This is a genomic window from Kitasatospora sp. NPDC041917 (assembly GCF_055589745.1).
Window position 1 is genome coordinate 186,167 of record NZ_JBVJBI010000012.1, and the last position, 12,852, is coordinate 199,018.

General features: G+C 74.3%; 15 protein-coding genes and 1 pseudogene. 5 read left to right on the forward strand and 11 right to left on the reverse strand.

The features are described from left to right. Positions 1-264 precede the first annotated feature (264 nt). The 3 genes from ACZ6EM_RS17565 to ACZ6EM_RS17575 all read right to left on the reverse strand — a co-directional run bounded on the left by ACZ6EM_RS17565 (position 265) and on the right by ACZ6EM_RS17575 (position 2,698). On the reverse strand, positions 265-1,077 hold the full coding sequence (locus ACZ6EM_RS17565; RefSeq protein WP_359904843.1) for a class I SAM-dependent methyltransferase: 813 nt from the start codon (positions 1,075-1,077) through the stop codon (positions 265-267). A gap of 170 nt (positions 1,078-1,247) precedes the next feature. Then, entirely contained in the window at positions 1,248-2,114 is an 867-nt protein-coding gene (locus ACZ6EM_RS17570) for an RNA polymerase sigma-70 factor (protein WP_465772701.1), read from the reverse strand. After that, on the reverse strand, positions 2,111-2,698 hold the full coding sequence (locus ACZ6EM_RS17575) for a carboxymuconolactone decarboxylase family protein (protein ID WP_401054878.1): 588 nt from the start codon (positions 2,696-2,698) through the stop codon (positions 2,111-2,113). The genes ACZ6EM_RS17570 and ACZ6EM_RS17575 overlap by 4 nt, the downstream gene beginning before the upstream one ends. A 247-nt stretch (positions 2,699-2,945) precedes the next feature. Here ACZ6EM_RS17575 and ACZ6EM_RS17580 point away from each other — a divergent pair, with 247 nt between their 5' ends. Then, complete coding sequence (locus tag ACZ6EM_RS17580; protein ID WP_380353898.1) at positions 2,946-3,404, forward strand: DinB family protein; 459 nt, start codon at positions 2,946-2,948, stop codon at positions 3,402-3,404. Positions 3,405-3,444: 40 nt separating this feature from the next. On the opposite strand, the gene ACZ6EM_RS17585 is transcribed toward ACZ6EM_RS17580, so the two are convergent. Beyond that, the gene (locus ACZ6EM_RS17585) at positions 3,445-3,939 is read right to left on the reverse strand and encodes an ATP-binding protein (protein ID WP_401054879.1); all 495 of its coding nucleotides are present in this window, start codon (positions 3,937-3,939) and stop codon (positions 3,445-3,447) included. A gap of 318 nt (positions 3,940-4,257) precedes the next feature. Then, the gene (locus ACZ6EM_RS17590) at positions 4,258-5,895 is read right to left on the reverse strand and encodes a CehA/McbA family metallohydrolase (protein WP_465772702.1); all 1,638 of its coding nucleotides are present in this window, start codon (positions 5,893-5,895) and stop codon (positions 4,258-4,260) included. Between the two features lie 399 nt (positions 5,896-6,294). Here ACZ6EM_RS17590 and ACZ6EM_RS17595 point away from each other — a divergent pair, with 399 nt between their 5' ends. Beyond that, positions 6,295-7,017 (forward strand): polysaccharide deacetylase family protein, encoded by a 723-nt coding sequence (locus tag ACZ6EM_RS17595; protein ID WP_465772703.1) that lies wholly within the window; start codon positions 6,295-6,297, stop codon positions 7,015-7,017. A 65-nt stretch (positions 7,018-7,082) separates the two neighbouring features. Here the strand turns inward: ACZ6EM_RS17595 and ACZ6EM_RS17600 are convergent, their stop codons facing one another. From ACZ6EM_RS17600 to ACZ6EM_RS17615, 4 genes and pseudogenes are all read right to left on the reverse strand, one after another. Continuing rightward, complete coding sequence (locus ACZ6EM_RS17600; RefSeq protein WP_359904826.1) at positions 7,083-7,466, reverse strand: barstar family protein; 384 nt, start codon at positions 7,464-7,466, stop codon at positions 7,083-7,085. A 118-nt stretch (positions 7,467-7,584) separates the two neighbouring features. Continuing rightward, positions 7,585-8,238, reverse strand: coding sequence for a 4'-phosphopantetheinyl transferase family protein (locus ACZ6EM_RS17605; protein ID WP_401053843.1), 654 nt, complete (start codon positions 8,236-8,238; stop codon positions 7,585-7,587). Positions 8,239-8,345: 107 nt separating this feature from the next. Further along, positions 8,346-8,561: pseudogene (locus tag ACZ6EM_RS17610) on the reverse strand (hypothetical protein); the annotation flags it as partial. Between the two features lie 161 nt (positions 8,562-8,722). Then, positions 8,723-8,914 (reverse strand): hypothetical protein, encoded by a 192-nt coding sequence (locus ACZ6EM_RS17615; protein ID WP_359904821.1) that lies wholly within the window; start codon positions 8,912-8,914, stop codon positions 8,723-8,725. Between the two features lie 274 nt (positions 8,915-9,188). On the opposite strand from ACZ6EM_RS17615, the gene ACZ6EM_RS17620 reads away from it, so the two are divergent. Next, the gene (locus ACZ6EM_RS17620; protein WP_380353832.1) at positions 9,189-9,674 is read left to right on the forward strand and encodes a cysteine/serine endopeptidase inhibitor; all 486 of its coding nucleotides are present in this window, start codon (positions 9,189-9,191) and stop codon (positions 9,672-9,674) included. Between the two features lie 79 nt (positions 9,675-9,753). On the opposite strand, the gene ACZ6EM_RS17625 is transcribed toward ACZ6EM_RS17620, so the two are convergent. Both ACZ6EM_RS17625 and ACZ6EM_RS17630 read right to left on the reverse strand, forming a co-directional pair. Beyond that, positions 9,754-9,999 carry a hypothetical protein gene (locus ACZ6EM_RS17625; RefSeq protein ID WP_465772704.1) on the reverse strand — a complete coding sequence of 82 codons (246 nt, stop codon included), beginning with the start codon at positions 9,997-9,999 and terminating at the stop codon, positions 9,754-9,756. A gap of 88 nt (positions 10,000-10,087) precedes the next feature. Next, positions 10,088-11,032 (reverse strand): LysR family transcriptional regulator, encoded by a 945-nt coding sequence (locus ACZ6EM_RS17630; RefSeq protein WP_465772705.1) that lies wholly within the window; start codon positions 11,030-11,032, stop codon positions 10,088-10,090. A 126-nt stretch (positions 11,033-11,158) separates the two neighbouring features. Here ACZ6EM_RS17630 and ACZ6EM_RS17635 point away from each other — a divergent pair, with 126 nt between their 5' ends. Together ACZ6EM_RS17635 and ACZ6EM_RS17640 are read left to right on the forward strand one after the other, a co-directional pair. Then, positions 11,159-12,103, forward strand: a complete 945-nt coding sequence (locus ACZ6EM_RS17635) for an FAD-dependent oxidoreductase (RefSeq protein ID WP_401046688.1) — start codon at positions 11,159-11,161, stop codon at positions 12,101-12,103. A 209-nt stretch (positions 12,104-12,312) separates the two neighbouring features. After that, positions 12,313-12,804: a hypothetical protein gene (locus ACZ6EM_RS17640; protein ID WP_401046687.1), complete on the forward strand. Its 492-nt coding sequence runs from the start codon at positions 12,313-12,315 to the stop codon at positions 12,802-12,804. Positions 12,805-12,852: the final 48 nt, after the last annotated feature.

A 12,852-nucleotide genomic window follows, 5' to 3' on the forward strand; every position in this document is an offset into this window, starting at 1 on the left:
AGCCGGGTACGGACTCATCCGGTCGTCCGGGGGCGGACGGTTTCCGGCGGTGCCCCGGCGGCGCGGGCCGGCGCGGGCCGTTCCGGGAGGTTGCGCCGGCCGCGGACCGTCAGGGTGATCAGGCCGCCGCGCGGTAGTGCAGGGCCTGCGCGTTGAGCAGCGGCACCGGACCCGGACGGTCGCCCAGCAGGCCGGCGGCGGCCATCCCGAGGCCGCCGACGATTCCGCCGATGCTCCGGACGCTGCGCGGCGGGATCCGGCGGATCAGATGCGGATGGCGGTGACGACGTGGTAGTCGACGAGGCCGTCGCGCCAGGCGGTGAGGAAGTTGCGGGACCAGTGGGCGGTGGGGACGACGTCGACGAGGTAGCGGTCGAAGCCGGGCCAGACCTCGGCGCCGATGGACTCCGTGGTGATGTCGGTGAAGCCGGAGCGGGTGAGGGCGGCGGTGAAGTCGTCGAGGGGGTGGGCGACGTCGAGGCCGTCGGCGAAGCTGGCGAGGAGGATCTTGAGGCGCTCGGCGATGTCGGCGCCCGGGGCGGTGAAGAAGGTGGTCACGACGAGCCGGCCGCCGGGGCGCAGCACGCGGGCCGACTCACGGGCGAAGCCGGTCAGCTCACGGAAGTGCTGGGCCGCCTCGACGGAGAAGACGCCGTCCAGATAGCCGTCGGAGAAGGGGAGTTCGTCCGCCGATCCTAGGGTGTACGCCAGCCGATCGGGGTACGTCGCCAGGGCTCTCGCGTTGACGGCACGGGCCCGCTCGATCTGGTCCGGGTGGATGTCCACCCCCGTCACCCCCGCGAAGCGGAACTCCCGCAGTGCCAGCGCCGAGCCCAGCCCGCGCCCGCAGCCCACCTCCGCCAGCCGCAGCCGTTCGCGCGGCTCGGGGAACTCCCGCAACGCCCGCCGGTAGAGCTGCTCCTGGCTGCGTACCCGGTCCTCGGTGGTCGGGGCGGCGAGGTCGATCCCTTGCCAGTAACCGAAATTGATGAAGCCTCCGGCGAAACTGGCGACTTTGGCCAGATCATCGGTGCCGTAGGTCTTGCGCACGGTCGGGGGGATGCGGTTGTGATCCATGGGCCGCTGGGTCTCCTGCTCGGTGGGCGCCCGGCCGTCGGGCGCGCCGAGGTACGTACCCAAACCTGTGGTGGTCCGAACACGGTACGTGATGGGTGAGGGCCCCGGGGACAGTGGGGGCGTGGTGGTGCTCCGAGGGGCTCGGGGCACCACCACGCGACCGGGGGCGGTCACCGGGTGAGGTCGGCCGGTGCGTCGATCCGGGTCAGCTTCCGCGGGTTGCGCACGATGTAGACCCGGGTGATCCGGCCGTCCTCCACCGCGAGGCTCACCACCGAGGGCTCGCCGCCGATGTCGATCCGCCCGGCCGGCGCGCCGTTGAGCCACACCGTGGTGGTCTCGAAGGCGACCGGCAGCCGCCCGGTGCGCGCGAGCAGCGCCGCCACCGCCCCGGCCCCGTGCACCGGGGCCGTCACGGCCGCCGCGATCCCGCCGCCGTCGGCGATCAGGACGACGTCCGGCGCCAGCACCTCCATCAGGTCCTGCAGCCGCCCGGTGCGCAGGGTCGCCAGGAACCGTTCCACCACCCGCTGCTGCTCGTCGCGGCTCACCCGCACCCGGGGCCGGCGGGCGGCCACGTGCCCGCGGGCCCGCCGGGCGACCTGCCGTACGGCGGCCGAGGTCTTGCCGAGGGCCTCGGCGATCTCCCCGTACGGCAGCTCGAAGACCTCGCGGAGCACGAACACCGCCCGTTCCGTCGGCCCGAGGGTCTCCAGGACGGTCAGCATCGCGAACGAGACGCTCTCCGCGAGTTCCACGTCCTCGGCGACGTCGGGGCTGGTGAGCAGCGGCTCCGGCAGCCACTCGCCGACGTACTGCTCGCGTCGGCGGGACACCGTCCGCAGCCGGTTGAGGCCCTGTCGGGTGACGATCCGGACGAGGTACGAACGCGGGTCGTGCACCTGCCCGCGGTCGACCTCGGCCCACCGCAGCCAGGACTCCTGCAGCACGTCCTCGGCGTCGGCGGCGGAGCCGAGCAGCTCGTAGGCGACGGTGAAGAGCAGGCCGCGGTGGGTGACGAAGGGGTCCTCGGTCATGCCGGCGACGCCCCGGCCGGGTCGTCGACGACGGCGGTGCGCCGGGCCAGCGGGATCCCGCAGGCGTCGGAGAAGCCCTGGGAGCGGACGCCGTTCGCGGTGTTGTTCCTGGTGGCCATGTTGACGAAGGCGACGTAGGCGGTGAGTTCGACCATGGCCGCCGCACCGAGCCGGTCCAGCAGGCGGTCGTACAGTTCGTCGGTGACGGCCGGCGGGGTCACGGTCATGGCCTCGGCGTACTCCATCACCTCGCGCTCCAGTGCCGTGAACACCTCTGCGGCCCGCCAGTTCGGCACCTGGCTCGCCTTGGCGAGGTCCAGGCCCCGGTTCTGCGCCTGGAAGTAGCCGACGTCCAGGCACCAGCCGCAGCCGACCTGCGCGGCCACCGCCATGTGGGCGAAGGACTTGAGGCTCTCGTCGAGCGCGTCCCACTCGGCGATCCGGCGGGAGAAGTCCAGGTTCGCGGTGGCGACGCCGGGGTTGTGCCAGATCGCCTCGACCGGTTCGAGGGCGGCCCCGAAACCCTTGATCATGTTCTCGTTCAGCTCGGCGGGCAGCTGGGCCTTCGGCAGTCGCAGTGCCATGGTGTCCTCCCGGGTCTGTGGTTCGGCGGGGTGCCGTGTCGTGGTGTTGCCGTGTTGCCGGGCATGAAGACACCGCAGGGCGCACGGATGTGACAGCCGGGAGCGGGGCACGGAAAAAAAATCACCTTCGGAGGGGCCGGACGGTTCGCTACAGTCCGCGAGGACTTCCGACCACCGCGAGGAGAACGACACCGTGAACGTCCCCGACGACCGCCCCGCCCCGCCGCTGACCGGCGGCGAGCGCGAGATGCTGCGCGGCTTCCTCGACTTCCACCGGGCGACCCTCGCCCTGAAGTGCGAGGGCCTGACCGACGAGCAGCTGCGCCTGCGCTCCAGCCCGCCCTCCACGCTCAGCCTGCTCGGGCTGGTCCGGCACATGGCGGAGGTCGAGCGCGCCTGGTTCCGCCGGGTGATCGACGGCGAGGACCTGCCGCTGGTCTGGTCCGGGGACGGCGACTACCAGGCCGCGTACGACCCCGCCGGCGCCACCCGCGCCGAGGCCTTCGCCGCCTGGCAGGCCGAGGTCGAGCACTCCCGCCGCATCGAGCTCGCCGCCGACTCCCTCGACGTCACCGGCTATCAGGCCCGGTGGGACGCCGAGGTGTCGCTGCGGCTGGTGATGCTCCACCTGATCCACGAGTACGCCCGGCACAACGGGCACGCCGACTTCCTGCGCGAGGCGATCGACGGCGTGGTGGGGGCGTAGGGCGGGGCGGCCACCGACGGCCCCGGGCACCTGTCGAGGCCTACCAGCCGAGGAGGTGGGTGCGGCGGGTGAGGGCGGTGAGGACGGAGTCGGCAGTGGCCTCGGGGGTGAGGGCGGTGGTGTCGAGGCTGTGGGCGCCGTCCTCGGGCGCCGGGCCGGGCTGGAGGACGACGTAGTGGAGGGCGGCGCCGGTGGCGCGGCTCTCGCGGCGGAAGGTGTCGAGGGTGGCCGGGACGGCGGGGGCCTCCACCACGACCTGGTAGCCGCGGGTGGCGTAGGCGAAGGCGGCCTGGGCGGCCGCGGCCAGGGCGGTGGCGTTCTGGCGCCCGGCCTCGGGCAGGTGGGGCGGGAGCCGGCCGCTGCGGATGACCCGCAGGAAGTCGTCCGTCCGCAGGTGGACGCTCGGGTTCAGCTCCCGGGCGAGCAGCTCCGCGACCGGGCTGTCTCCGGCCCCGGCCGGGTCGACGAGGACGAGGACGCCCCCGGCGCCCAGGCCGCCCCCGAGCTCCGGCCCACCTACGGTCGTACGGTTCACAGCTGCTGATCCCTTCGCGGGCCGGGGACGGGCGGGTAGCCGGGGCGGGGCGGTCGGAGTGCGAAGGAGCTGGTCGGCCCATATCCGGACAACCGACCGCCTCGTCCCTACGACTGATGCGTTTCGGGGATCAACCTAGTCCAAACGGGTGGCCCGAGTCGTCCCCCATCCGGTTCCTGGGCGGGTCGGAGGGGTGCTCGCCGATCGATCGGGGACCGGTGGGCGAGTGCTCGGCGGCCGGTGGGCGAGCGGGCGGTGGCGGGGCGGTGGTCGGTCGGTGACGGTTCGGCGGGCGGTCGGGGCGCCCGCCGCGGGCCCCTACCGGTCCCCGGTCCGCAGCACGATCGGGTTGGTGAGCGCCGCCATCGGGCCCCAGGGCAGGTCCGGGCCCATCGCGTTGCCCCTGCCCGGGGTGCCGTCCGCCTTCGGGTGGCGCACCTCGGCCCGGACGTAGGCGGCGAGCGAGGCGGTGGTGCGCCAGACCACGGTGCCGGCGCCGTCGGCGGGCAGCGACTCCTGGTGCATCTGCCCCTCGTCGGTGAGGAGGCGCACCGTCCCGCCGGGCACGCCGGAGACGGTGAGCCGGACGTCCAGCGGGGCGTCGGCCGGGACGGTCAGCTCCTCGCCGATGCCCACCCGGCGGCCGTGCCCGGTCACGGTGAAGTCCACCTCGACGGCCGAGGATTCGGCCAGCCAGCTGCGCCCGGCGCGCAGCCCGTCGAGGATCGCGTCCCGGGTGAGGTCCTCGGCCAGCACCACGGTGTGGGGGGAGCCGATGACCTGCGGTTCGCTGTGGGCGTCGCTGTTGCCCAGGGCGGGCAGCCAGGAGCGGCCCTCGCGCAGGGCGACGGCGAGCCGGCCGTCCCAGGTGTCCACCGCCGACTCGTCGTCGTACGTCCAGGGGCCGTTCCACACCTCGACGGCGTCGGCCTCCTCGTAGCCGAACTTCCACTGGCAGGCGACGTACGGGCAGTACGGGTGCGCGGGCACGACCAGGCCGCCGGCCCGGTGGACCTGGCGGACGAAGCGGGGGTACTCCTCGTCGCGCGAGCGGTAGCGCCAGTCGACGAACTGGCCGGGCTCCAGGCCGAGGGCCAGCCAGTGGCCGTTGCGGGTGGTGATCTCCTCGCCCGGCAGGATCAGCAGGTCGGGGCCGGCCAGCGGGCCCCAGACGGCGTGTGAGGCGCTGGTGTTGTGGTCGGTCGAGACGATGAAGTCCAGGCCGGCCGCGCGCGCCCCGGCCGCCACCTCCTCGGGCTTGCGCCGCCCGTCGGAGTGGACGGTGTGCAGGTGGCAGTCGCCCCGGTACCAGGCCCGGCCGCGGCCGCGGGCCCGCTCCGCCGGGTAGTGCGGGGTGAACCGCGGCCCGGGCGGGCCGAACCGGAGGGTGACCTCGACGTGGTACTCCAGGCCCTGCGGGGCGACCTGGTAGGGGCCGAGGACCACGTGCCAGGTGCCGGGGTTGATCGGGCCGGGGAGGTAGCCGGGGGTCGCGGCGCCGCGGGAGAGGCTGAACGCGGTGCGGAAGCCGCCGGACCAGCCGCGGAAGCCGGGGCCGCCGAGGTCGGTGCCGCGCTCGTCGAAGAGGCCGATGTCGCAGGAGTTGCCGGGGGTGCCGGCCGGGACCGGGGGCTTGTCGTAGCCGTAGGAGACGGCCAGCTCGCGGACGCCCTCGGGGACCTCGACCGGGAGGTACACGAAGTCGGGGGCGCCGGTGGGCAGGTGGCCGGTGAGGGTGAGGGTGCGGTCGGGGGGAGTGGCGCCGGGGCCGTCGGCGGGGGCGGCGTCCGCCCGGCCGGTGGCGGCGGCGAGGCCGAGGGCGGTGGCGGCGCCGGTGGCCAGTCCGGTGCGGAGCAGGTCACGGCGGGCGGGCCCGGCGGTCGGCTGCGGGGTCGGCGGGTCGGTGGGCCGGGAGGTCGGCTGGTCGGGGCGCGGGGTGCTGGGGTCGGTCGGCATCGAGGCCTCCGGATCGGGGCGGGCGGGTCGCTCGCGTGCCTACCCCGGCGAGTGAACCGGGGGTGAGCCGGGGCCCACGGGGGCGGGGCGGCTCGGTGAAGAGGGGCCGGGCGGGGGCGGGGGCGAGTTGCGGGGAGTGACGATTGGTCGGTTCATAGTCATGTCATCGGTTTATATGAGAAATCGCGCGGATGGGAGACGGGCATGACGGTGAGCCGGCGGGCGCTGCTCATGGTGGTGGCCGGAGGCGCGTTGGCGGGGTGCGGTGGCCGGACGTCGAGCACCGGCTCGCCCTCGGCGATACCGCCCGCCGGGCCCGCCGAGGCCGCCGCCGCGTCGACGCCCGGGCCGGATCCGACGCCGGCGCCGACACCCGCGCCGACCTCCGCATCGGAACCCGTGAAGCAGCCCCCGCACGAGCCGACCCGGGCCGAGACGGTCGAGCGGTACGGCGCGCTGGCCCCGAGCGAGTGGGGCCTGGAGGTGTCCGGGGTGATCACCGAGCTGCCGGAGGGCGAGAGCGCCACGGCGCTCACCTTCGACGCCTGTGGCGGCCCCCGCGGCAACGGCTACGACGCCGACCTGATCGACGTCCTGCGGGCGCACGGCGTGCCGGCCACGCTCTTCCTGAACGCCCGCTGGATCGACGCCAACCCGGACGAGTTCGAGCAGCTCGCCGTCGACCCGCTGTTCGAGATCGGCAACCACGGCACCGTCCACCGCCCGCTCTCGGTCACCGGCCGCTCCGCCTACGGCATCGCCGGCACGGGCGACGTCGGCGAGGTGTACGACGAGGTGGCGGGCAACGCCCGGAAGCTCACGGAGCTGCTCGGGCACCCGCCCCGGTTCTTCCGCTCCGGCACCGCGCACTACGACGACGTCGCCACCCGGGTGGTCGCCGACCTGGGCCAGCGCGTGGCGGGCTTCACCGTGAACGGGGACGGCGGGGCGACGCTGCCGGCCGCCGAGGTGCGGCAGGAGGTCGCCTCCGCCCCGCCCGGCGCGATCGTGATCGGTCACCTGAACCACCCGGGCGGCGGCACGGCCCCCGGGGTGGCGGCGGCGCTGCCGGGACTGCTGGCGGCGGGGCGGCGCTTCGTCCGGCTCTCGGACGCGCTGTAGCCGGGCGGGCCGGGGTACGCACCGCGGGCCGTGCGCCTCGGGGCGGGCGCCTCGGGGCGGGCGGCTCAGACCAGGCGCAGGCCGCCCGGGTGCTCCTCCTCGATGATCCGGACCAGCCAGTCGAAGACCGTCGGCCCCCGGCCCGCCCGGGCGGCTTCCAGCTCGGCGGTGATGCGCGCCCGGTTGGTGGGGTGGGCGTGGGCCAGCCGCAGCTCCAGCCGGCGGACCGTCTCCGGGTAGCCGAGGTTGCGGCGGGAGACCTCGTGACGGCGCCACTCGATGACCCAGTCGCCGTCCTCGGGCGTGCCGTAACCGCCGCGCAGGCAGTCGGCGAAGGCGTCGAGGTTGCGGCCGAAGTAGCCGTCCTCGCCGATGGTCCGCCCGACCACGTCCCAGAAGTCGTCCAGGGTCTTGATCTCGTTGCCGTCGATCACATAGGTCACCGTCACGGGGTCGAGGATATGCCGCGCCGACGGCGGTTCAGGAGGCCGCCCGGGGCCGCCCGGGAGACGCCCGGGAGACGCCCGGGCGACCGCGGCGTCTCCCGGGCGCGACCCCGGCGCGACGTCAGGGGGAGACGGCGATCGCGGTGGCGAGCAGCCCGTCCCGGACCGCCCAGCGCCCGTCGAAGCCGTCGATCCGGCGGCCGCCGACCACCGGGCCCGGGACCAGCAGCCGGGCGGTGAAGGTGCCGTCGGGGGAGAGGTCCAGCTCGGCCTCGTCGAAGTCCAGGAACAGCAGGGTCAGCGGGAACCAGGCCTTGTAGACCGACTCCTTGGCGCTGAACAGGATGCGGTCCCACGGGACGCCCGGGTGCTCGGCCGCCAGTTTGGCGAGCCGCTGCCGCTCGACCGGCAGCGCGACGGTCTCCTCGACGCCCTCCGGCAGCGGCAACGCGGGCTCGGCGTCGATGCCGACGGAGGCGAGGGTGCCGGCCCGGGCGACGGCCGCCGCGCGGAACCCGTCGCAGTGGGTGAGGCTGCCGACCACGCCGTCCGGCCAGCTCGGTGCGCCGCGCAGGCCCGGGACCAGCGGCCGGTACGGGACGCCGAGCCGGGCGAGGGCGGTCCGGGCGCAGTGCCGGACGGTGGTGAACTCGCGGCGCCGCTTGTCGACGGCCCGGGCGACGGACGGCTCCTCCTCGGGCTCCAGCCGGGCCTCCGGCGGGTCGTCGTAGGCCACCTCGGTCACCACGACGTCCGGCAGCAGGTCCCCGATCATCCGTTCCCCCCTCGGTCGGCTGCGCGGCCGGGCCGCCGCGCGGGACGAGGGTAACCCGGGTGGGGGGATCTTGGTGGAGGAACGGGGACCATCGCCGGGCGGCCCGGCTACTCGAAGGCGGCAGCCGCCTCGCGCAGCGCCCGGGCGACCGTCTCCGGGTCGTGCGGCGCGGGCCCGCCGGGCAGGTAGGTGACGGAGTGCGGGGCGCCGGTGCAGCGGAAGGAGCGGTGCCGCTCGTGCAGCGGCCAGGAGACCGGGGACTTGCGGTCGATGCCGACGCTGATGCCCTGGAACGGCGCCATGCCGATCAGCTGGTGGACCGGGCCGAGCCGGCCGCCGCCCCGGCCGCCGTCGGCGGGGGCGCCGTCCACGAGCGGGCCGTCGGCGGGAACGGCCTCCAGGAGCGGGCCGTCGGCGGGGGCGCCGTCCACGAGCAGCCGGATCTTCCACCTGAGGTCGGCGACGGCGGTCGCCTCCCGGGTTGCTACTGCCCGAGCAGGCGGGCGAAGTCCAGCCCGAGGCTGCCGAGGACGGGCAGCGCGCCGAGGTCGGTCACGCCGGCGACGGGGATGCTGTAGCCCTGGTTCACCTCGCGGGGCGCCGCACCGGCGGCGACGGGTGCGGTGGTCGGGAGCAGGACGGTGCCGAGGAGCAGGGCGACGAGCGAGGTGCGCATCTGAGGGGCCTCCGAGGGACGCGGGTGACGTTCTGTCAACACCGTCCGTGGCGGGGCGGTCACGCATCTTCGCCCCTTCGGCCGTATGGGTAAAGATGCTTGCCTTGTGTTCATGCCGACATCGTGGAGGTCTGGACCACCTTGCGGGCGGGCGCATACGTTTCCTCCACAAGGGCGGACATTCGGTTGACGAACTGTCGTGCGAATGTGTCGAGTTCCGCATGTCATGCCCATGCCTGCCCATGCCCTGCACCGCAACCGGAGGGAACGAACCATGCGCGCCATCGGCAAGAACCTCAGGATCCTCGCGGGCGCCCCGCTCGCCGCAGCCGCCCTGATCGCCCTCGCCGCGGGCTCCGCCAGCGCCGCGATACCGATCAACAAGCCCATGACCGGCAAGGCCACCTACTACAACGACGCCGGCTACGGCGCCTGCGGCACCCAGATCAACGCCGCCACCCAGATGCTGGTCGCCGTCTCGCACACCTGGTGGACCACCGCCAACCCCAACAACGACCCGGTCTGCAAGGGCATTTCGGTCAAGGTCAGCTACCAGGGCAAGACCATCACCGTCCCGGTGAAGGACCAGTGTCCCTCCTGCGACTCCACCCACATCGACCTCAGCCAGCCCGCCTTCGCCAAGCTGGCCCCGCTGGACAAGGGTGTCATCACCGGCCTGAGCTGGCAGTTCGTCAAGACCGGCCTGAACGGCAAGACCGTCGAGCTCTCCGCCCCGATCACCGGCTCCACCATCGGCTGAACCGGCCCTCGGGCGACGGTGCCCGCCCCCGCTCGGTCCACGGGGGCGGGCACCGGAGCCGCCAGGAGTCGACGATTCGTCAAATCTTATGCCGCCAGTACTGATTGGCCTGGCTCCCGCAGTCCCAGAGCTGGACCACCGGGCCGCGCCCCCAGTTGTAGATGTCCAGGCACTGGCCGGCGGCCTCGGGGCTGGAGCTGGTGATCGTGGAGGCCTGGTCGAGCTGCGCGGCGGGCTGCGCGTTCGCGGCCGCGGGACCGGCGAGCAGGGCCGGTGCCGCGGCGTCGGCCCCGAGGATCGAGCCGACTCGTGTGGACACGTTCATTCCTGGACTCCCGTGGTCGGACTGTGTCGGACCACCGACGCCGGGGCCGTGACGGCGACGGGGCCAGGGAGGTACCGGCCGTTCGGGATCACGGCCGTTCGGGTGTTCCTCCCGGCGTCGGACGGGAGGGGGCCATCGCGAGCAGCAGCTGGACGGCCGGCGGCGCCGTCCGGGGATCGTGGGCCAGCCCCAGGGTGACCGTCGGCACCGGGGCGGTGAGCCGGCGCAGGCAGACGCCGGGAATCCGGAACACCCGGGCCCGGCCCTCCGGAATGGGCGCGATGCCGTACCCCGCCGCCACCGCCAGCAGCAACTGCTCGTCGTCCGGCTCCTCCCGCACGATCCGGGGCGAGCGGCCCGGCCACAGCTGCTCGGTGATCAACGCGTGCATCCCTGGCCCGTTCTCCCTCGGCCACAGCACCACCGGCTCGTCCGCGATCCGGTGCCGGTCGATCCGGGCTCGGGTGCGGGCGAGCGGATGGCCCGCCGGCACGGCGAGCAGCAGCTCCTCCTCGGCGATGATCCGGCAGTCGAGCCCTGGGACGTCCAAGGGGGGCCGGACGAACGCCGCGTCCAGCCGCCCGGCCAGCAGCTCGGCCACGTTGTGCGAGGTCCAGCCGGTCTGCAGGGCGACGTCCAGCCGGGGGTAGCGGTTGCGGAACTCCGTCACCAGGGCGTCGCAGACCCCGCCCCGGGCGGAGCGGGTGTACGCCACCCGCAGCCGCCCCGCCCGCCCCTGGACCACCGCCGCCAGCCGCTCCTCGGCCGCCGCCACCTCCCGCAGCACCCGCCGGGCCTCCTCCGCGACCGCCCGCCCGACCGGGGTCAGCGCGCAGCCCTTGCCGGTGCGCTCCACCAGCTCCACGCCCAGCTGCCGCTCCAGCGCCTTGACCTGCTGGCTCAGCGCCGGCTGCGCGATCCGCAGCCGGCCGGCGGCCCGGGTGAAGTTCAACTCCTCGGCCAGTACGGAGAAGTAGCGCATCCGGCGCAGATCCATCCGGAGCTCCGTCCGCAGATCCGTCCGCCTGTCCATCCGGCGATGATAAGCGCGCCTTATCGCCCGGGACAGAACCGGTCTTGGACGGGACCGGGCGCGACCGGCTTACCTGGACACGGCCGCCGACATCGGGTCGGCGGCCCTCGGACGGAGGGGTTCGCGATGGACGTCGTCGTGGTCGGAAGCGGAATCATCGGGCTCACCACAGCGATCCGCCTGCAGGAGAAGGGACTTCGGGTCGTCGTGGTGACGGCCGACGGCCTGCTGTCGACGACCTCGGCGGTGGCCGCGGCCGTCTGGTTCCCCGTCGCCACGGGCACCGACAGTCGGGTGGCGGACTGGTCCGCGACCGCCTTCGCCGAGTTCGCCCGCCAGGCCGCGGACGGCGTACCCGGCGTCTCGATGCGCAGCACCCGGATGCTGGAGCACGAGCGGCAGTCGGAAGGCCTGCCCTGGTGGGGCGACGCCGTCCCCGACCTGCGCCGGCTGACGGCCGCCGAACGCGGACCGGAGTGCACGGACGGCTGGTCGTTCACCGCCCCCGCCGTCGAGATGCCGCTCTACCTGCCCTGGCTGTTCGGCCGGTTCACCGACAACGGCGGCGAGCTCGTCCACCGCCGCCTCGACGCCCTCGACCAGGCCCTGGACTGGGCCCCCGTGGTGGTCAACGCCACCGGACTCGGCGCCCGGAAGCTCTGCGACGACCGGGCCGTGCACCCGGTGCGCGGCCAGCTCGTCCTGGTCCACAACCCCGGACTGCCCAGCTCGACCCGCATCCAGGACGACCCGGCCGGCTACACCTACATCCACCCCCGCAGCACCGACGTCGTCCTCGGCGGCACCTTCCAGCCGGACGACTGGAACACCGCACCCGACCCGGCCACCGCCGAGGCCATCCTCGCCCGCTGCACGGCCCGCATCCCGCAGCTCCGCGACGCCCGCGTCCTCGCCCACGCCGTCGGCCTGCGCCCCGCCCGCCACGGCGGCCCCCGCCTCGAAGCCGACCCCGGCGGCCGGGTCGTCCACACCTACGGCCACGGCGGCGCCGGCGTCACCCTCAGCTGGGGCTGTGCCGACGCCGTGGCGGCCCTGGTGGAGCCGCACTGAGGCGAGTCGGGTCTTGGGGGCGGAGCAGCATCTGATGGTTCGTCAACGACTGTGGGCTCGAACGCATTTGCGGACGTTCCGTCGCCCTGTTCGGTCCTGACCGACGGGTAGGTCCCGGACCGGTCACAGACCCATCACACGGTCCGCACCGAACAGTGCGGGCTCGCTACGGTCGCTCCCACTGCCCGCACCACGCCCCAGAGGAACCAATGCGTCGCACCGCCCTCACCCTGCTTGCCGCCGGCACCACCGTTCTCGGCCTGGCGGCCTGCGATCCCAGCCTCAGCACCAGCAGCAGCAAGAGCACCGCTCCCGCCGTCGCCGCGACCACGGCGGGAGCCCCCGCCCCGGCGGCACCCGCGGCAAGCGACACCGCCCCCGCGGCCGCCCCGCCGGCCGCGGCCCCGGTCGGCGGTGGTGACGCCGCGAAGGACGCCGAGATCACCAAGTGCACGATCAACGACGTGCTGAAGATGCCCGAGGCCGAGGTCAGGATCACCAACCACAGCGGCAAGAGCAGCAACTACATCGTGCAACTGGAGTTCACCGACACCTCCGGCACGCGCGTCGCCGAGGGTGCCGCCGCGACCAACAACCTCGCCCCGAACCAGGCCGCCGTGCAGAAGGCCCCGGGAACGGCGCAGGTTTCGGGCAAGGTCGGCTGCCGGATCACCAACGTCACCCGCTACGCCGCGCCCTGAGTCGAAGACACGGCCTTCCCGCCCGCCGGGAGACGGGTGGGGACGCTG